Raw genomic sequence first — 19656 nt, 5'->3', positions numbered from 1 at the left:
ATTAGGGAAACGGTAGCAAAATGAGAGTAAAGCCCATTCAGCGATTAATCATTCCGATAATGGCGGCATTGAGCTGTGCGGCGCTGCCAATTAACGTCAGCGCCGCAGCGTCTTCACCCACCTCCAGCGATGGCACGCTGGTCTATTTGCATGAGCAGGAGCCGCCTTGCTTATGGGGCGGTTGGGTGCAGCAAGCGTATTTATCACGTCAGGTGTTTGATTATTTAGTCAGTTACGATAAAGGACAGATCCGTCCCTGGCTGGCATCCAGCTGGAGTGAATCTGCCGATCGTAAAACCATTACCTTTCATTTGCGCCATGACGTGAAATTTACCGATGGCGATATTTTTAATGCCGACGCGGTGATTGCTAATTATCCCGCATGGCAAAAGGGAATAGGTTGGCACGGATTTACCTATATGACCGGATTTACCAAAGTCGATGATTATACCGTGGCGCTGCATTTATCTGAGCCCAATCCGGAAATCTATAACGTATTAGCGAATGGGCATTACGGTTTTCAATCGCCAGATTCGCTGGCGCATAACAGTAGCGAGCAGAAGTGTTTGCGCCCGGTGGGCACCGGACCGTGGAAAGTCGCGCGTTGGGTACGCGGCGATGGCATCAGTTTTGTGCGCAACGACGATTATCGTTGGGCACCGCCGAATGCGCACCATAACGGGCCGGCTTATATCAAACACCTGGAGTGGAAATTCGTGCCCGATGCCACCACGCGCTGGGGCGCGCTGGTCAGCGGCGGCGCGGATGTGATCTACCAGCCGCCGTCGGCGCAGTGGCAGGCGCTGCAACAGCATTATCAAACCTTGTCGTACGTCGCGACCGGTCATCCACAGGCGTTCTCCTTTAATGTGCAGCGCGGTCCATTCACCGATCGGCGCGTGCGCCAGGCGTTTGCTTATGCGCTGGACCGCAAGCAGATCGTCAAAACGGTGTTCAAAGGCGCAGTGCCGTATGAGGGCAACGGCTCGCTGAGCAAAAGTACGCCGCTCTACCTGAACGTTGACGACCGCTACTCGCTGAATATCGCCAAAGCCAATCAGCTGCTGGATCAAGCGGGCTGGACCGGACGTGATGCCGCCGGTTATCGCACCAAAGACAGCCAAACGCTCGATGCCCGCTTGCCGTTTATCCAGGCGATTATCGACCAGGAAGGCGCGCTGATGCTGCAGGCGGTGCAGGATCAGGTCAAACGCGTTGGTATCAAGCTGGATCTGATTCCGCTGACGCAAACCGAAGGCTTTGCCGGAGCACGTTCGCGTCCGGCGGATAAGGAAATCAGCTTTGGTTACTGGGTATGGCCCTCGCCCAATATTCTCGACATCGTTTACAACCACGCGCTGAACGGCGCATTCAACGGCAACAACACCAGCTTTTTCAATAATCCCGAAGTGGAAGCGCAAATCCTCGATGCGCAGCGCGAGCCCGATCCCCAGCTGCGCCAGCAGAAGTTTGCGGTGCTGCAAAAGTGGTTTGACGATCAGGCGATTGCCATCGGCGGCTACAACTTCACCTACAACGTCGCCATCGCCCACCACATCCGCGGGCTTTGGCAGGATGAGGGCAATGGATTGCTGAACTTTAACGATGCGTACTTCGTGCAGGAGAAGCCATGAGTGAATTAACTTCCGCGCCGCAGACCAGCGCCACCCGGGTTGAGGAGCGGGCCGTACCACGCCGCCGCAGCGTGGCGCTGTTGCGCACCCTGAGTGTGCGCATTGCCTCGGCGCTATTTGTGCTGTGGGGCACCATCACCGTGACCTTTTTAGTGCTATCGGTGCTGCCGGGCGATCGCGCCACCATTTTGCTGAATATCACCTCCGGGCAGGTGATTGAGCGCACGCCGGTCGAGCTGGCGCCAATCAATGCGCAATACGGGTTCGATAAGCCGATCGTTGAACAGTATCTGCACTATTTCTGGCAGCTGCTGCACGCCGATTTTGGTTTCTCCTTCGAGTTGCAGCGTCCGGTGGTGCATATCATCGCTGAGCAGCTGCTGCCCACCTTTACGCTGGCGATAGCCGCATTGCTGCTGGCGTGGATTATCGCCATTCCCTGGACGCTGTTAACCGCCGGGCGCAATCGTCGGCTGGCGGCGTTTGGCTCCGCAGTGGAAACCATCATGGCCGGCTTGCCGCAGTACTGGATTGGCATCCTGCTGCTGATTGTCTTTGCCATCGCTCTGCGCTGGTTCCCCGTCGTCGGCGGCACCAGCCTGCTGGGCACGGTGCTTCCGGCGATCACGCTGGCAATTCCGTTGGCGGGCTTTATTGGCCACGCAATACGCGGCGAGTTTGAGCGCAGCATGCAGCAGCCGTTTGTGCTGTCGGCGCGGGCGCGCGGCATGAGCCTGGCGGGCGTGCGATGGCGCCACGTGTTGCGCCACGCGCTGATCCCCGCCATCACCTTAAGCGGCTGGGCGATTGGCAACCTGCTGTCGGGCGCGGTGCTGGTGGAAGCGGTATTTGCCCGCCCGGGACTCGGCAACGTGCTGGTGAATGCGGTCAGCAACAAGGATTTCGCCCTGGTCTCCGGCATCGTGATTCTGATCAGTTTCCTCTACATCGTCATTAACCTGGTGGTTGACCTGATTTACCTGATCGTCGATCCCCGCCTGCGAGGTCGCGCATGACAACTCATCTCACTGATTATGCTGGCCCGCGGAAGCAACGCACCAGCTGGCAGCTGCCGGTTTCGGTACTGCTTTCCGGCATCGTAGCGCTGTTCTTTATTGTCGCAGCGCTAACGCCTGGCGCGTTGGCCACCCACGATCCCTTCGCCACCGATCTCTATCGCGCGCTGCAAGCTCCTTCGTGGGCTAACTGGCTCGGCACCGATGACATTGGCCGCGATCTGTATAGCCGCATTATCTGGGGCACGCGCCAGTCGTTGCTGATTGGTATCGGCGCCATGGCCATCGCGCTGTTCGGCGCCATTGTGCTGGGCTTCAGCGCCGCGCTCGGTCCGCGCTGGTTGGCCGAACCGGTGAATCGCCTGCTGGAGATTCTGCTGGCGTTTCCCACCTTGCTGCTGGCGCTGCTGTTTGTCGCCTTGCTGGGGCCGTCCGCCAGCAGTTTACTGATCTCGGTGGGCATCGGCACCGCGCCGGGCTACGCGCGACTGGTGAGCGCGCAGGCGCTGCAGGTGAAGCAGTCCGGCTATGTCGAGGCGGCACGTGCGCTTGGCCATCCGTGGCATCGGCTGTTTATCCAGCACATCGCGCCCAACGTGTTCCGACCGCTGTTCTCACTGGTGGCGTTGGGCATCGGACAATCGGTGGTGTGGGCATCCGGCTTGTCGTTTCTGGGTTTAGGGGTGGTACCGCCGTCGCCGGAGTGGGGCGCGCTGCTCGAAGCGGGAAAAATTAACGTCACCGTGGCGTGGTGGCTGGAAGTGTTGCCGGGCATTGCGATTGTGCTGGTGGCGCTGTCGTTTACGCAAATCGGCCGCTACATCCAGCAGCGGGCCGAAGGAGAGAAGCGCTGATGAGCAATAACGTGATAGAAGTCCGTGACCTGAACATTTGGGCCCGCGCTGAGAATGCCGCGCCGCGCCATATTGTGAAGAACGTTAGTTTTGCGCTGCAACGCGGTCAATGTCTGGCGCTGGTCGGTGAATCAGGCTCGGGAAAAAGTGTTACCGCACGCGCGCTGGTGGGATTGGCGGGCGAGCAACTGCAGGTGCAGGCCAACACGCTCAGTCTGCACGGTGAAGCGCTGCTCGGGCGCAGCGAAAATTGGTGGCGTCGGGTGCGCGGCAGCAAAGTCGGTTTTATTTTGCAGGATGCGCTGGTGTCACTCGATCCGCTGCGGCCGGTAGGCAAAGAGATTGCCGAAGCGCTGGCGCTGCACGGCTGGGGCAATGCCGCCAGCCGCCAGCAGAAAGTACAGGCGCTGCTGGAAGAGGTGGGCGTGCCGCAGGCAGCCTATCGCGCCAGCCAGCGACCGGGCGAACTCTCTGGTGGTCTGCGCCAGCGCGCGCTGATTGCTTCGGCGATTGCGCTGCATCCGGATGTACTGATCGCCGATGAGCCGACTACCGCGCTGGATGTCACGGTGCAGGCGCAAGTGCTGGAGGTGCTGCGGCAGATGCTGGATCGCGGCACCAGCGTGATTCTAATCAGTCACGATTTGGCCGTGGTGGCCAAAATCGCCGATCAGATTCTGGTGATGCAGGGCGGCGCGATTGTCGAAGCGGGAACGGCGCAGCAGGTGTTGCAGCAGCCGCAACATCCCTATACCCAAGGGTTGATCAACGCCATTCCCAGCGAACACACCAAAGGACAGCGCCTTTCCGGCAGCGCGCCCGGCGCGCCCGCGCCAGCGGGGGGTAAATCAGCGGACGTGCTGCTGGAAGCGCGCCATATCGTGAAGCGTTTTCGGGGGCACAGCGCGGTTGCCGATGTTTCCTTTACGCTGCGACGCGGTGAAACGCTGGGTATTGTGGGTGAATCGGGTTCTGGCAAAACCACCTTGTCACGTATTGCGCTGGCGCTGGAAGCGCCGGACAGCGGCGAGGTGCTGTTTGCCGGCCAGCCGTGGAGCCACGCGTCCGCTGCCGCTCAGCGTGCCATTCGCCGCCAGATTGCCGTGGTGTATCAGGACCCGCTTTCATCTTTCGACCCGCGCTGGCGGGTGGCCGACATCCTGCTGGATGCGATTGCCTTAGATCAGCATCCGGCAACGCAAACCCCGCGTGACCGCGCCATCAGTCTACTGCAATCGGTTGGACTCGGCGCGGAACATCTTAACCAATGGCCGGCGCGCATGTCGGGCGGCCAGCGTCAGCGCGTGGCCATTGCCCGTGCCATCGCCACCCATCCGCAGGTGATCGTGCTGGATGAGGCGGTCTCCGCGCTGGACGTCACTATCCAGGCGCAGATTCTCGATCTGCTTAGCGATCTGCAGGCGCAGCTTGGCGTCAGCTATCTGTTTATCTCGCACGACCTCGGCGTTATCCATCACATGAGCGATCGCGTGTTGGTGATGCAAAACGGTGAGGCAGTCGAGCAGGGCGCCGCCGATGAGGTGTTCTATCGTCCGCGCCATCCCTATACCCAGAAGTTACTTGCCTCGCTGCCACGTCTGGCCGCGCTGGAAATCGCCTAACTTTGCTACCGGAGCGAACATGTCACGCGAACTGATTTATAACGGATTTTTGCACCTCACGCCCAACCACCACAGCCACGGCTACTGGCGCACGCCGGAAGGTCAGGTGCAGTATGGCTACAACCAGCTGGATGCCTACGTAAAGACGGTGAAAACCCTGGAGAAAGGGCTGTTTGATACCTTGTTCATTGCCGATGTGGTGGGGGTTTACGACATCGAATATGGCGATGGTAAAACCACCATCAGCGCCGGCACGCAGTTCCCCGAACCCGATCCGATCACCATCCTCTCGGCGCTGGGGCTGGCCACGGAGAATCTGGGACTGGTGGTGACCAGCAACGTGATTCAGGCGCACCCGTTCTCGTTTGCACGCCAGATCTCCTCGCTGGATGAGTTTACCCACGGTCGCATTGGCTGGAATATCGTCACTTCGTATCTCTCCAACGGCTTCCGTAACTACGGTTATCAGGACATCGTGCCGCACGACGAGCGCTACGAATGGGCGCAAGAGTATCTGGATGTGGCGTACAAACTGTGGGAGCTGTCGTGGGAAGAGGGCGCGGTGCTGCACGATCCCGCCACCAATCGCTTTTTCGATGCCGATAAAATTCACAAAATTAACCATGTGGGCAAGCGCTATCGCGTGGAGGGGCCGCACATTGTTGAGCCGTCGCCGCAGCGTAGCCCGGTGTTCTTCCAGGCCGGCAACTCCGACGCCGGACGTCGCTTTGCCGCCCGTAATGCCGAGGTCACATTCCTGCCATCACAAACGCCGGATACCGCGCGCAAAGATATCGCCATCCTGAATCAGGATGTGGTGGATTACGGTCGTCAGCCGGAGGATTTGAAAAAACTGGTGATGCTTTCTACCGTGATCGGATCCACCGAGGAGGAGGCAAAGCGCAAGCAGCAATATCTGTTCGACAACATTGATATCAACGCGCTGCAGGGGTTCTACAGCGGCGGCTCTGGCATCGATCTGGCGAATATCGATCCTGATACGCCGTTAACCGAGCTCAGCCGCCGCGAGGAGTTTAGCCAGCATATGCGCTCGAAATTTCGCATTGCGGTAGATGCGGATTACGGGCAGGGGCGCGTGCTGACGTGGCGTGAGTACCTGATCCAGCACGCGTTGCTGCCGGGTCGTTTTGCCGGTACGCCAGAGCAGATCGCCGATCGCGTGCAGCAGTTTGCGGATGCGGGTGTGGATGGCTTTAACGTGGTGCCTGTCACCACGCTCGGCTGGTGGGATGAGTGGGTTGAGCATGTGGTGCCGGTACTGCAGAAGCGCGGTCTGGCGCAGAAGGCGTATAAGCCCGGCACGCTGCGCGAGAAGATTTTTGGCAAAGAGAGCAGGCTGCCAGCGTCGCATCCGCAAAGGAAATTAACGTTGGGTTAAATGTTACCCGGTGCGCATTAATGCGCACTCTACAAAATCGTGCGGTCGCCAATCATGGCGATCGCTCTTCCCGCCTGATAAGCATTTGCGCGACGCAGCATGGCTTTTTTATTATGCTGATAAAAATGGATGTTTTACTTTATAGGGAATTCGTTATGCATAATCGCCTCGATCAGTTTCTAATCCATCCCCCCGCACTGCGCTTAACCGGCATCCGGCGTTTTGCCGTGGAGTTTATCTGGTTTGGCATTAAAGAAGCACGCGCTTGCTTATTTGCCGGCTTATTCTTTCTGGCGATATTCACGTTACCGCGCGCCGGTATGTTCGGTCTTGCACGCTATGATCTGTTGCTGATTATCGCCGTCGCTATTCAGTTATTGATGGTCACGACGAAACTCGAAAGCTGGGATGAACTGAAATCCATCACGCTGTTTCATTTGCTCGGTTTCGGTTTAGAGCTGTTTAAAACCTCATCGGCGATTGGTTCATGGCATTATCCTGAGGCAGGCTGGAGCAAAATTGGTGGCGTACCTTTATTCAGTGGCTTTATGTATGCGGCGGTAGGCAGTTACATAATCCAATGCTGGCGATTGATGGATCTGAAAATTCGCCATCATCCTCCCATTCTGTATGCGGTACTGCTCTCATTGGCGCTGTATGCCAATTTCTTTACCCATCATTTTATCGGCGACTATCGCTGGTATATCGCAGCAGTGGCGTTGGGTTTGTATGCGCGCTCAGTGGTGGTTTTTACGCCTTACGATCGTCCTTTCCGTATGCCGCTGCTGGTGGCGTTTATCCTGATAGGCTTTTTCATCTGGCTAGCGGAGAATCTGGGGACATTATTGGGCGTATGGCAATATCCTAATCAAATAGGGGCGTGGGCAACGGTACATGTCGGCAAATGGGGCGCCTGGTCGCTACTGGTGATGATGACGTTTACCATTACGCTGTTTCTCAAGGATATTAAAAAACGCGTACACATTGCGCAGTGAGTCATGGAAAATTAGTGCGCCTATTGATGAATTTCCCTCATAGGCGCAATCCTCTTTCAGGCCATTATCTTCACCATCCCATCCGCTACTATAGGCGAATTCGATCTCTCTGGAATTCAATATGGATCTCGCCTCCACGCGTTCTCAATCCTTTATCGTCAAATCGAGCGGTTTGCCCTTTATCCTCATTTTGAGTGCGTTGATGGCGATCACCTCGTTATCCACGGATATCTATCTGCCTGCCATGCCGCTGATGGCGCAAGAGCTGCACGGCGACGCCGAACTGACCATTACCGGATTTCTTATCGGCTTCTGTATTGCCCAGCTCATCTGGGGGCCGCTCAGCGACCATTTTGGCCGCAAAGTGCCGCTGTTTATCGGATTGGTGCTGTTTGTGATCGGTTCTGTGGGCTGTGCGCTCTCCAGCGATATTACGCAGATTGTGTTCTGGCGCGTGTTTCAGGCGTTAGGGGCCTGTACCGGACCAATGCTGGCGCGCGCAATGATCCGCGATCTCTTTGCGCGCACCCGCGCTGCGCAGATGCTCTCCACGCTAATGGTTGTCATGGCGATTGCACCGATTGCCGGGCCGCTGCTGGGTGGGCAGATGATCAAAGTCACCTCATGGCACACGATTTTTTGGCTGCTGGCGGCCATCGGCTGCGTCATGCTGATACTCATGTGCTGGTTGCCCGAAACCTTACCGGCGGACAAGCGGGTAAAAGCGTCGCTCACCGGAGCGTTTAGCAACTATTTTGCCCTATTGAAAAACCGCCATTTCATGCGCTTTACGCTGTGCGTGGCGTTCTACTACGTGGCGGCTTACGCCTTTATTACCGGCTCGCCGTTTGTTTACATCACCTATTTCGGCATTGATGCGCAGCATTATGGCTGGCTGTTCGCGCTGAATGTGGTGGGGTTAATGGCGGTAAGCATGGTGAACCGACGTTTGGTGCACCGCTATCCGCTGGAGTCGTTGCTAAAAATAGCGGTGACCACCGCTACCCTCGCTGCGTTAATTTTGGCGCTGAGCGCCAAACTGGCCTTCGGCGGCATCCTGATGATTATTCTGCCGGTGTTTGTGTTCTTCTCGATGAACGGCATTATCGCGGCAACCTCCACGGCGGCCGCCATGGATACCGTGCCAACTATGGCGGGTTCCGCCTCGGCGCTCATCGGCTCGCTGCAATACGGCAGCGGCATTATCTCGTCGTTGCTGCTGGCGCTACTCAGCGATGGTACGCCCTGGACCATGGCGTGGATTATCGCGCTGTTTACCGTGGCAAGCGCGGTGATGGCGCTCAGCGCCGCCACGGTCAAATCCGCTTAATGTTTTGATTAAGAGGAGGTTGAGTGGGCATCACCAGAAGGGGCAACTCATGGATGCAGTTAATAAACCCTGGCTGATTACCGTGTCCAATTAAAACAATCCTCAGGCGTTAGACACCATCAAAGTCATTGGTGAACGCTATACCGCAGCGTTGCAGGCGCGTGTTGGCGGCTAATCGCGATAAAGCTTGTGGCACTTATTGAAAATGCCACAAGCGTTTCTATTGATTGAATGTTGATTAAACCTCCTCTTTTTAGCATTTGACGTTTTTTGCTCAATCGGTATGCTCTGCAAAGTCAGGATCCTCCGGCCAGGATTGGTCAAGACGGTTACAGAGAACTCCATGAAAAATAGTGATGATAAAAAGTTGTGCGACATCTTAATCGGCGAAGCTGTTATTGAATTATTTAATGAGGATGCGCCGGTTTCGCGCGCCACGCTCATCGGACAATTAGAGAAAATGCTGCATGCCGCTGACACGCCAGAAAAAAAACGCGTTGCCAGGCTAGCGCTTGAGACGATTAAGACCGGCAGTGAAATGAACAACAATGAGAAATCTGGCGAGGGTGTAATGAGCTTCTTTGCTAAAAACATCGCGGCAGATGATTCCACCAAACACTGACTTCGACAGTGCAGTTCCCCACTTAATGATTACGTAACTCTCGGTTATATAATGAATTAACAGCAAACAGGTGTACATTCTCTTCTCTATTGCGATAAAGTTAGCGCTGCAAAGAACCAGCCGACCACTTTTGGAAACCAGCCATACGTCATGCGTCAACTATGCCTAAAACGTTAACCACTGAAGCGAAAAGCCGAGAACGGGGCCGCCCGAGAGAGTTTGATATCGACCAGGCCCTGGATAAAGCGATGATCGTTTTTCGGCAAAAAGGTTTTCATGCTGCCTCCATGCATGACCTAGGCGACGCCATGGGATTAACGGCCGGTAGCATTTATAAAGCCTTTAAAGATAAACGCAGTCTGTTTCTTAACGTGTTTGAACGCTACCTTTCGGTGCGCAACGCGGACCTGCGTCAACGGCTGGCGCAGTTTACAACGGGTCGCGAAAAACTCGCTGAGCTGCTGCAGTTTTACCTCGATTCTGCTCGGGCCGTGGAGGGACGAACCGGGTGCCTGGTGGTTGGCAGCGCGATTGAACTGCAGGTGTTAGATGACGACTTGTCGCAGTTGGTGAGTGAGGCGGTGATGCGTAATAAAAACTTTCTCGCTTCTTTACTGCGACTCGGGCAGGAAGATGGATCGGTCTCGCAAAAACTGGATACCGACACCGCGGCAGGATTGATTCTGTGCATCGCCTTCGGTATGCGGGTAGTAGGCAAGATCGCCGATGTAAAAGATGAACCAGAGACCATCAAGTTAGTCATGAAGTTGCTGGATTAACATTTGTCTAATTAGGAGGTGGGCACTTCCTAAATAAGCGAAGCGTGAGGCAGGAGGGCAAGTGAAAGACGAAGATACAGACATTACGGATGATATTCGTGCACTGGTAGGGCGCGTGGTTTCACATATTCTCCGGCCCGATGAGGCGCTTAGCGTACAGGAACTGATTGGTGCCCTGTACCGTTTGAGCTTACGCTCGTCAGACAGCAAGACGAAAAGCGCCTGTGAGAAAGCGATTCGTATTCTGGCCAAAAAACTGCATTAATCCGCTCGATGGTGCGGAACATCCTGCTCTCCTGTGCTGAAAGTTGGCACTCCCTCGCCAAACTCAATAAGCGAATTACAGCGGTCGGTGCGCTGTCTCTTTCGCTTTCCACAGCGCAAGAAGCGTAATCAGTAACGCCAGGCTGACATACAGCGACACCCACAGCGTGCTGCCCATCTCCTTATACAGAGAGGTAATGATCAGCGGCGCAAAGCCACCTCCGATAATACCCGCTAGCGTATAGGCCAGCGAAGAACCCGCGTAACGCACATGGCTGGGGAACTGCTCGGTCACAAATGCTGCCTGCGGGCCATACATCACCGCATGAATCAATAGGCCAACGATCACCGCCAGCACGATCAGCACCGGTTGCGAGCTGTCGAGCAGGACGAAGAAGACAAATGACCAGACAATCGCTAGCAAAGCACCGACAATGTAGACTGGTCGGCGGCCTAACTTATCTGAAAGCGCGCCAAACATCGGTACGGTAATCGCATTGCCTATCGCGCCCAGCATGGTGGCCATCAGGGCCAGCGGACGCGGCAACTGCAGCACCGTGGTGACGTAGGTCAGCGTAAACACCACTACCAGCGCGTACAACACATCCGAGCCAATACGCGATCCCCCCGCGATCAGCAACTCGCGCGGATAGCGAAGGAACACCTCTTTCAGCGGCGTATGGGTGGTTTTCTCGGCTTGTTGCATCGCGACAAAGGTTGGCGTCTCTTCAACGCCGCGACGCAGCCACAAGCCAAAGGTTACCAGCAGCAGGCTCAACAGGAAGGGAATACGCCACCCCCACTGCTGGAACTGTTCACCGCTTAACGCCACCGTGATCAGCGTGATAAATCCGGTACCAATTAACGTGCCGCAGGAAGGCCCAACCTGTGCGAACGAAGCATTACGCCCGCGTTTACTGGCATCGCCATGTTCCATGGAAAGTAGCACCGCACCAGCCCATTCACCGCCCAGCGCGATACCCTGAATAAAACGCAATGCCACCAGCAGCAACGGACTCCAGATCCCCCACACCGCATAGCCGGGCAGCAGGCCCATGAGCGCGGTAGTGACGCCCATAATGACCAGCGTGGTGATCAGCACCGCTTTGCGGCCAGCTACGTCACCCAGATGGCCAAAAATCATCCCGCCTACCGGACGTGAGACGTAACCCACCGCATAGGTGGAAAATGCCAGGATGGTGCCGACGAGTGGATCGAAGTCAGGGAAAAATACGTGGTTAAACACCAACGCGGCCATGATGTTATAAACCGTAAAGTCATACCACTCGAGTGCCGTGCCAATCGAGCTGGCCGCCGCAAGACGACCGGTTTTGGCGTGGCCAGTGCGCTCGCGTGCAGTGTGCTGCAGTGTCGAATCGGTATTAGCCATGTGCCATCTCCTGTTTGGTTAACTGCCAGCTGAGGGAGTAAAGCTGAGCATCTGCATTCAGCGCCTGTGCGGCGCTGGCGGCGAGGGTTTTACATATCTGCACGTCGCGGCAGGTCACTAGCAGCATGGGATGCATGGGGCGATTTCCCCTATTTTCCCGGGGAAGAGGGGAGCTCAACGTGGTATCTGGCGTTAACAAACGCGAAGCGATATAGCCCGGCGTTTGCTGCACGCTTTTTTGCCAGCCGTCCAGTAATGCAACATCTGTTCCTGACGTAAGCGTCAGCACCGCCAGATGGCTGCCAGTGCCCTGACCATGCTGGTGGGTGATGGCGCACACCCGGCGCATGGGATTGATCATGTTGTTGAGATTTTTCACCGACCATTCCGTCTGACGCGTGAAGGCTGCGTGATAATCCGCGCTGGTGAAGGCCTCAAGCGATTCTGTTTCATACAGACCGAGATACTTCCGCTCCGCCTCTAAGGACTGATAGCGTGTGCCAGAAAGGAAGCCTTTGATGGCAACGCGCTCTTCCACGTGCTCGTGGTCATACCATTGGTTGAAATCCGCTTCATCTGCAGCCTCGATATGGGTGGCGACATACAGCATGCCATGGGGTTGAGTCATGATCAGATACTCCGTTTCAGGGTGGTTTCAATCGCGGCAGCCCAGCTGAGTAATGCAGCATCGTTGCCATGGGTTGAGGACAGCATCAGGCCAACCGGCGCAGCGCCAGGTTGATGACAGGGGAGAGAGATCGAACAGCCATCCAGCATGTTGATCACGCTGGTATTGCGCAGCATCAGCATGTTGACCTGCATGTAGCGCGCAGGATCGTTAAGTTCGTGAAGAGTGGGGGCGATAAGCGGCACCGTGGGCATTAACATGCCATCGAAGGGCGCAATCGCGTTTTCAACGCGCTGTTTCCAGTCAGCTCGCTGCTGGTACAGCGCGCTGGCCTCTTCGTGGGTTAGCAAGCTACCGCGTTTAATGCGCGTCAGGACCTGCGGATCGTAGGCATCGGGCTGAGAATGAACGTAATGCTGATGCCATTGCCAGGCTTCCCAGGCCGTGATACCGCCGCGCGAGTTGATCGTTTCAAGCTCTGCCAGTTCGTGCAGGGGCAGCTCAGTCAGCGTTACGCCCTGCGCACGAAGCTGCCCGAGTGCGTGCAGCCATGCCGCACTGACATGTTGATCAAGGCCTTCCAGCACGCGCGTTTGCGGGATAACGAAATGTGCGTCAGAAAGGCGGCGTTCATCAATGGACAGCGGTTCGTCGGCAATCACGCTATCGAGCAGCCAGCAGCTGCGCACGTCATGGGCAATCACACCAATGCTGTCGAGCGACACGGCCAGCGGCAAGGTTCCGGTTTGATCAATACGACTGGCGCTGGGTTTGAAACCGGTTAAGCCGCACAGCGTAGCGGGAATACGCACGGAGCCGCCGGTATCGGTACCGACCGCCGCCAGACACATGCCATCGGCCACGGCCACGGCGGCCCCGGAAGAAGAGCCGCCGGGGATTCGCTGTTCAGTGCGCTGCCACGGATTGGCGGGCGTGCCGTAATGCGGGTTAATACCAAGACCGGTAAAAGCGAATTCGGTCATATTGGTTTTGCCGACGATGGCTGCTCCCGCCTGGCGCAGCCGTTCTACCATGCTGGCGTTAGACGTTGCCTTTGCAGCATTGCTGAGTAAACGCGAGCCGGCGAGCGTCACTTCGCCGGCGACATCAAACAGATCTTTGATGCTGATCGGCAGCCCATCGATCGCGCTATTTGGCTGGTGCTGTTGCCAGCGCGCGTTCGCCTGCCGAGCTTGCTGCTGCGCCTCGGCCAGATAGGTTTGGGTAAAGACGCGTTTACCTTCGCCGGACTCCGCCGCGATGGCGTGCAGAGCATCAGACACTAACGTTTCGGGCGTGATGTGCCCGGCGAGCAGTTGCTGGCTCGCTTGCCATAACGTTGTCATAGAGGTTCCTTTTAGGCGATGACCGGCAGCGAGCCAGTAATATAGGTATGTTCCAGCGTGCGGTTGAGCAGCGGGTCGTGCAGCGCCATGCGAAACTCGCTCGAAGGGCGAATCCCACCGATCGCGCTAAGCGTGCCGCATGACATAGCAAAACCTTCTTCAACCTGACGATCAGTAAAATAGCGGTTTAATAAATCCATCGGCGTGAGAAGAGCGGAGAGGGCACCTTGCTGATAGGTAATCCAATCATCGTTTGTTTTGATCCAGGCGCGGAGCTCCAGCCGATCCCAATGCGCTTTCACTTCTGACAGGCGCCAGGCGTGTCCGGCGACAGGTTTAATGCAGGCCTGCTTTGATAGCGCCACGCTAAAGGTTTCCAGATGGCGATCGGTGTGGTCTGAGATCAGTGAAACCCAATACTCGCCGCGATGGAAAAACACGAAGGGCTCGGCTTCGCCGGAGGTTTCCTCGCCCACCACTTCCAGGCGTATTTGCTGGCTGAGCTGATTCGTCGCAACGCGATAAAACAGCGGGACCGCACCAGGAGCGGGCACGCCAAGTGCTTCCAGCTCCCTGATATGGTGCAACACGGCTGCCCGATCGCGGCCCACCCAGCCGGCGATAACCAGCTCTTTGACCTCAACGTCCAGTACTGCTGCGTCTGCGTTATCAGTTGTAAAACGTAATTGCATGGTTTGATCTCCATTTGAGAAATTCGTGTGAAATTTCACAGTGATTTCAATCTAGCCATTTTCATGCCAGGTTTTTGTGTAATATGTCTCAGTTACCTAATAAGGATTTGCGCGATGAGTAATGTGATTGCTGAAAATGTGAGCTCGCCAGCCAGCCCAAAGAGTATTTCTCTTAATGAACGAGCCTATCTGGCTTTTAAACACCGCTTGATCACCCTGCGGTACAAGCCCGGGGACTATCTCAACATCGCGCAGGTAATGGATGATCTTGAGATGGGCAGAACACCTATCAATCAGGCCGTGCACAGGCTGGAAACCGAAGGTTTATTGCAGATCATTCCGCGTAAGGGTGTGATGGTGTCGCCGCTGTCAATGGATGATGCGCTGGAGTTAATAGAAGTGCGGCTGGTTAATGAAGCGCTGTGCCTACGTCTGGCGACGCAGCGCGTCAACGCTGCGCAGATTACCTATTTACGGGAAATTAACCAGCGCATTGCCCGCGCCAGTGAATTACACGATCGGGAACAGATGATGCTGCTTGACCGCGAGTTCCATCAGGTGCTGGCGGATATTGCAGCCAATAGCCGTCTGGCCGATATCCTGAGCATCATTCATGCTCAGGCACAACGCTTCTGGGCGACGACACTGTCGAGCGCCGCACATATGAATGAAGTTATTGCTGAACATGAGGCAATTATTGCGGCGCTGGAGAAGGGCGATGCCGAGCAGGCGGAAGACGCGGCACGCATTCATATCTACTCTTTCAAACAGGCTCTGCTGAATAACTGAACGGCCTATTATAATGATTGTGTGCCGGCGACAGTGCTTAACCGAGGGCTGGGCGGGTGAGTGAAAATGCCTACCCAGCAAATAATTAGAAAAATTGTATTATTTCCCTCAGAAAAATCCCTTCTTGTGTCGTATTGATCAAAAAAATAGATTTTTATTTAGGAGAATTCCTAATCGATTTTCTAAAAACCCTCAATGACTTAAGTGAAATTCCAAGAAATTTCCTATAAAAAACAGGAATAAAGCGACAGCGCTGTGCGTTGCTTTACTGATGCGACCTCATATATATTCCCGGCGAAACACACAGGGAAAGTGTGCCTATGCGTGCTTTCCGCGCCATTTTTACAAGGAGTAAATATGAGCAACTCTTATCAGAATGAAATCCCTAAAGCACGTATCAACCTCAAACTTGACCTGCACACCGGCGGCAGTGCGAAAAAAACCGAGCTGCCGCTCAAATTGCTGGTCACCGGTGATTTCAGCAACGGCCAGGAAGATCGTCCGCTGTCTGAGCGCGAAAAAAGCAACGTCAATAAGAACAACTTCAACAGCGTGCTGGCCGACATCGCACCTTCCGTTAACCTCATCGTGCCTAACACCCTGGCCGGCGATGGCAGCGAAGAGAACGTGGCGCTTAACTTCCGCGACATGAAGGACTTTGAGCCGGAGCAGGTCGCCCGTCAAATCCCGCAGCTGCGCGCCATGCTGGCAATGCGTAATCTGCTGCGCGACCTCAAATCGAACCTGCTGGATAACGTCACCTTCCGCAAAGAGCTTGAAGCCATCCTGAAAGATCCCGCACTGAGCGACGAACTGCGTAGCGAGCTGTCTGCGCTGGCCACCGATCAAGCCTGATCATCCCCGTAACGGACTATAGAGAGAGAATGCTGATGTCAGTTCAGAATGAAACCCATGCTAATGGCGCAACCACCGTGCTGGATCGCCCGGCGGCAGGCGGCGTATACGCTTCGCTATTTGAAAAAATCAACCTTAATCCGGTCTCCGAGCTGAGCGATCTGAACGTCTGGCAGGACACCACATTCCGCTCTATCTCAATGCCGATGCGCCGCTGGCCTGCGCGCTGCACGAAGCATTAACGCTTAACGCCGCCAGCATCACACTGCGTTTGCCCGGCGAAACCGACAGCCGCCGCTTTGACGGCCACTTCAGCGCGCAGGGTTTCAGCGAGAAAGATCGGCTGTGGCCGGGCGATGAGGGCAGCTTCAGTGGTTATCAGCTATTGCTGGAATACTTTACCTTCCGCGAAAAATTCATGGCGGTGAATCTGCGCGGGCTGGAGCAGGTGGCGCTGCCCGCGTCGCTGCCGTGGTTTGAACTCGACGTGGTGCTGGCCCAGCGCTGGGAGCATGATTTTCAGTTCAGCGAAAAGCATCTGCGCCTCAACGCCGTGCCGGTCATCAACCTATTCGCGATGGAGTCCGATCCTTTGATGATCAACGGATTACAGACCGAATATATGCTGCGCCCAATGCGCGTACAGGACGGACATACCGAAATTTACTCGGTGGATTCAGTAATTTCATCGAAAGGTCTGCCGTATGTGCCATTCAGCAGCTTCCGCCACAAAGGCGGGATGCTGCGTCATGAAGCGCCGGAACATTACTATCACACGCGCGTGCGGCGCGGGCCTTCCGGGCTGCACGAAACCTGGATGATCCTCGGCGGCGAAGCCTTTGATAATCACAGCCTGCCGGAGAACGAAAGCCTGTCGGTAAGCGTCACCGGCACCAACGGCCAGCTGCCGCGTCGCGCGCTGCAGAGCACGCTGCTGGATACCGCGGTGAGCAGCACCGACGTGGCGATGCAGGTGCGCAACCTATGCGCGCCGACGCTGCCATGCTATCCGCCCAATCGTGACCGCTTTCACTGGCGTGTGCTGAGCCATCTCGGTTCCAGCTTCCTGTGGATGATGGATAACGCTGAGGTGCTGCGCGGCACGCTGGCGCTGTATGACTGGACGCACAGCGAAATGAACCGCCGTCGTCTGGAGGCGATTCTGCACGTTTGCCACAAAGAGACTGAACGCTTTGAGCAGGGCTATCTGCTGCGCGGCGTGCAGATTGAAATCACCCTCGACAGCAGCGGCTTTGCCGGCCGTGGTGATATCTGTTTGTTTGGCGAGATGCTTAGCCGCTTCTTCGCGCTGTATACCGATATCCACCTGTTTAACCGTCTGATTTTAATCCTGCAGCCAACCGGAGAGCGCCTCGTATGGGAAGAGAAGCACAACCGCCGCATCTCCGGCTGACGCCACGGCTGGAGCAGGAGCTGACGCGGCTGAACTTTTACCGCTTCTGCCAGTTGATAGAGCATCAACACAAAGATAAGCCGCCACTGGGCAGCACTAACAAACCGGAAAACGACGCGGTGCGGCTGCTGCCGCATCCCGGCATGGGGTTTCCGGCTGGCGAGCTGAAAGCGGTTGAGTACAGCGACAGCGATGATGCTGCGCCGCCGGTAGTGCGCACCACTTTTCTCGGATTGTACGGCGTCGATTCACCGCTGCCGGGCGCATATGTCGATGACATCACGCAGCGCGATGAAGGGCATGAAGCGCTGCAGGGATTTCTGGATATTTTTAACCATCGTATTCTGACGCAGTTTTATCGTATCTGGCGCAAATACTCGTATCCGGCAACCTTCGAAGCGGGCGGCAGCGATAAAACCTCGCAGTCGCTACTTGGGCTGGTGGGGCTGGGTATTCCGGGAACCGGCAGGCATATCGCCACCCCGGTTTCGCGCTTTCTGGCGCTGCTGGGCGTCATGCGCCAGCCGGGCAGAACGGAAGAGGGCATTCGCGCGCTGGTGCGTTTACTGGCGCCCGGCACTTCGGTTCGCGTGCAGCCGCACTGTCTGCGCCCGGTGCGAGTCAACCATCCGCTGGAATGCGAGTTCGTACTCGACGGCAATGCGCCGCTGGGCGATGAAGCAATGGATGCCAACAGCCAGTTGCTGATTGAACTGCAAACTTCCTGCGCGGATGAAGCACGACGCTGGCTTCCAGACGGCCAGCTTTATCAGGATTTTTTGGCTTTGCTGCGAGTTTATCTTGGCTGGCGTTACCGGGCACGCATCCGGCTACGGCTGGATACGCATTTATTAGCAGCGCCGGCGCTAGGAGAGACACCTTTCTGGCTCGGCATGATTGGCGTGCTGGGTGCTGAAGAAGCGAATTGCCCTCCCGATATCCCCCAAACGTTTACCACTGAGCTAGGCAGTTATTCAGGTTTGAGCTCGGCCGAAATTTACAAGGAAAAACAACGTGTTATTTACTACTTTGATTAAAACTCGTTACGCGATGGTGTGTAGTGCAGTACTACTGATCTCTGGCTGTGGTTTGCAGCAGAAGGTGAGTGACGGAAGCGCGGCAGCATTTGATGCAATTTTTTACAAGCAGATTAAAACGCTGCATCTTGATTTTGCCGCCCGCGAAAGTCTCAACAGCGACAGGCGCGAGCATAATCCGCTGTCCCAGCCGGTAATGGTGCGCGTATTTCAGTTGAGCGAACGTAAAGCTTTTGACGGTGCGGTGTATCAACAGCTAACCGGAGATGTGAAGAACGTACTTAACGGTGAGGTTCTGGCCGATCGTGATGTGGTGATAACCCCCGGTGGGGATGTGGCGCTGAATATGCCGATGGAAAAAGAGAGTCGCTTTATTGCGGTGGTTGCGCTGTTTCAGCAGCCGGATATGGCCAAAAATAACTGGCGGCTGGTGCTGGAACGTAATGATTTAGATCCGGACAGGGCGCGCGTCATTGAATTAAGCAGCAACAGCTTGAGCCTTGTAGAGAAAAAATCATGAGTGCTGGTCACCATCAGCCTTCGCTGTATGAGTTGCTAAAAGGGGGCTTTGCTGGAGGACTAGAGTTGCATCAGGTGAATGAGCGGGATCAGGTGATTATGTCGGTGCTCGACAACATGCAGCGCATCCTCAATACCCGCGCTGGATCGCTATCGCATATTCCAGATTACGGGCTGCCGGACATGACACGCATCCTGCAGGGGATGCCCGGCACCGCACATCAGTTGCTGTTTACACTCTCAGCAGTGCTGCTGAAATACGAACCTCGTCTGAAACGTATTGATGTAGTTTTACTTGAACAAAAGATTCCCGGCGAACTGCGCTACGCTATTGACGCTGAACTGAAAGACGTTGGCCTGGTGCGCTTCGGAACAGAGTTTATGCCCGAAGGCCGGGTGATGATTCGCCATATGAAACAACAGCAGTATCTGGATATTCGCACTCCCCTCTGAAATCATTTTTTCGCCTGC

19 protein-coding genes and 2 pseudogenes are annotated in these 19656 nt (G+C 55.8%); 17 read left to right on the top strand and 4 right to left on the bottom strand.

Annotation, left to right across the window (positions count from 1 at the left end; all coding sequences use genetic code 11):
• Window positions 1-20: 20 nt before the first annotated feature.
• From ACIP6T_RS07195 to ACIP6T_RS07150, 10 genes are all read left to right on the top strand, one after another.
• Window positions 21-1634, top strand: coding sequence for an ABC transporter substrate-binding protein (locus ACIP6T_RS07195; protein WP_400456141.1), 1614 nt, complete (start codon window positions 21-23; stop codon window positions 1632-1634).
• Entirely contained in the window at window positions 1631-2650 is a 1020-nt protein-coding gene (locus ACIP6T_RS07190; RefSeq protein ID WP_400456139.1) for an ABC transporter permease, read from the top strand. Before ACIP6T_RS07195 ends, ACIP6T_RS07190 begins: the two co-directional genes overlap by 4 nt.
• Window positions 2647-3504, top strand: coding sequence for an ABC transporter permease (locus ACIP6T_RS07185; RefSeq protein ID WP_400456137.1), 858 nt, complete (start codon window positions 2647-2649; stop codon window positions 3502-3504). The genes ACIP6T_RS07190 and ACIP6T_RS07185 overlap by 4 nt, the downstream gene beginning before the upstream one ends.
• A complete protein-coding gene (locus ACIP6T_RS07180) occupies window positions 3504-5126 on the top strand; it encodes a dipeptide ABC transporter ATP-binding protein (RefSeq protein ID WP_400456136.1) in 1623 nt (540 codons plus the stop codon). Before ACIP6T_RS07185 ends, ACIP6T_RS07180 begins: the two co-directional genes overlap by 1 nt.
• Window positions 5127-5145: 19 nt before the next feature.
• Window positions 5146-6525 (top strand): NtaA/DmoA family FMN-dependent monooxygenase, encoded by a 1380-nt coding sequence (locus ACIP6T_RS07175; RefSeq protein WP_400456134.1) that lies wholly within the window; start codon window positions 5146-5148, stop codon window positions 6523-6525.
• Window positions 6526-6680: 155 nt separating this feature from the next.
• Window positions 6681-7520: a DUF817 domain-containing protein gene (locus ACIP6T_RS07170; RefSeq protein ID WP_345829347.1), complete on the top strand. Its 840-nt coding sequence runs from the start codon at window positions 6681-6683 to the stop codon at window positions 7518-7520.
• Window positions 7521-7641: 121 nt separating this feature from the next.
• A complete protein-coding gene (locus ACIP6T_RS07165; protein WP_345829348.1) occupies window positions 7642-8850 on the top strand; it encodes a multidrug effflux MFS transporter in 1209 nt (402 codons plus the stop codon).
• 343 nt (window positions 8851-9193) lie between these two features.
• A complete protein-coding gene (locus ACIP6T_RS07160) occupies window positions 9194-9472 on the top strand; it encodes a hypothetical protein (RefSeq protein WP_345829349.1) in 279 nt (92 codons plus the stop codon).
• A 161-nt stretch (window positions 9473-9633) separates the two neighbouring features.
• A complete protein-coding gene (locus tag ACIP6T_RS07155; protein ID WP_400456131.1) occupies window positions 9634-10251 on the top strand; it encodes a TetR/AcrR family transcriptional regulator in 618 nt (205 codons plus the stop codon).
• A 61-nt stretch (window positions 10252-10312) separates the two neighbouring features.
• Entirely contained in the window at window positions 10313-10516 is a 204-nt protein-coding gene (locus tag ACIP6T_RS07150; RefSeq protein WP_097096992.1) for a hypothetical protein, read from the top strand.
• A 75-nt stretch (window positions 10517-10591) separates the two neighbouring features.
• On the opposite strand, the gene ACIP6T_RS07145 is transcribed toward ACIP6T_RS07150, so the two are convergent.
• The 4 genes from ACIP6T_RS07145 to ACIP6T_RS07130 are packed head-to-tail and all read right to left on the bottom strand — an operon-like array spanning window position 10592 to window position 14571.
• Complete coding sequence (locus ACIP6T_RS07145; protein WP_400456129.1) at window positions 10592-11905, bottom strand: MFS transporter; 1314 nt, start codon at window positions 11903-11905, stop codon at window positions 10592-10594.
• A complete protein-coding gene (locus ACIP6T_RS07140; RefSeq protein WP_345829350.1) occupies window positions 11898-12533 on the bottom strand; it encodes a hypothetical protein in 636 nt (211 codons plus the stop codon). Before ACIP6T_RS07140 ends, ACIP6T_RS07145 begins: the two co-directional genes overlap by 8 nt.
• A 2-nt stretch (window positions 12534-12535) precedes the next feature.
• Entirely contained in the window at window positions 12536-13879 is a 1344-nt protein-coding gene (locus ACIP6T_RS07135; RefSeq protein WP_400456128.1) for an amidase, read from the bottom strand.
• Between the two features lie 11 nt (window positions 13880-13890).
• Window positions 13891-14571, bottom strand: a complete 681-nt coding sequence (locus ACIP6T_RS07130) for a DUF2848 domain-containing protein (RefSeq protein WP_400456126.1) — start codon at window positions 14569-14571, stop codon at window positions 13891-13893.
• A gap of 114 nt (window positions 14572-14685) precedes the next feature.
• Here ACIP6T_RS07130 and ACIP6T_RS07125 point away from each other — a divergent pair, with 114 nt between their 5' ends.
• From ACIP6T_RS07125 to tssE, 7 genes and pseudogenes are all read left to right on the top strand, one after another.
• Window positions 14686-15360, top strand: a complete 675-nt coding sequence (locus ACIP6T_RS07125; protein WP_345829354.1) for a GntR family transcriptional regulator — start codon at window positions 14686-14688, stop codon at window positions 15358-15360.
• 357 nt (window positions 15361-15717) lie between these two features.
• Window positions 15718-16215 carry a type VI secretion system contractile sheath small subunit gene (tssB, locus tag ACIP6T_RS07120; RefSeq protein ID WP_400456124.1) on the top strand — a complete coding sequence of 166 codons (498 nt, stop codon included), beginning with the start codon at window positions 15718-15720 and terminating at the stop codon, window positions 16213-16215.
• Window positions 16216-16244: 29 nt separating this feature from the next.
• Window positions 16245-16394: pseudogene (locus ACIP6T_RS07115) on the top strand (type VI secretion protein); the annotation flags it as partial.
• A 2-nt stretch (window positions 16395-16396) separates the two neighbouring features.
• Window positions 16397-17629: pseudogene (gene tssF / locus ACIP6T_RS07110) on the top strand (type VI secretion system baseplate subunit TssF); the annotation flags it as partial.
• Window positions 17593-18666 (top strand): type VI secretion system baseplate subunit TssG, encoded by a 1074-nt coding sequence (gene tssG, locus ACIP6T_RS07105; protein WP_097097020.1) that lies wholly within the window; start codon window positions 17593-17595, stop codon window positions 18664-18666. The pseudogene tssF and the gene tssG, both read left to right, overlap by 37 nt.
• Window positions 18644-19186, top strand: a complete 543-nt coding sequence (tssJ, locus tag ACIP6T_RS07100) for a type VI secretion system lipoprotein TssJ (RefSeq protein ID WP_370659798.1) — start codon at window positions 18644-18646, stop codon at window positions 19184-19186. The genes tssG and tssJ overlap by 23 nt, the downstream gene beginning before the upstream one ends.
• Complete coding sequence (gene tssE / locus ACIP6T_RS07095) at window positions 19183-19638, top strand: type VI secretion system baseplate subunit TssE (protein WP_097097021.1); 456 nt, start codon at window positions 19183-19185, stop codon at window positions 19636-19638. Before tssJ ends, tssE begins: the two co-directional genes overlap by 4 nt.
• Window positions 19639-19656 lie beyond the last annotated feature (18 nt).

The sequence above is a fragment of the Pantoea sp. NPDC088449 genome (assembly GCF_044753225.1).
In the GTDB taxonomy this organism is placed as follows: domain Bacteria; phylum Pseudomonadota; class Gammaproteobacteria; order Enterobacterales; family Enterobacteriaceae; genus Pantoea; species Pantoea floridensis.
This window is presented reverse-complemented; position numbering and strand designations above follow the sequence as displayed.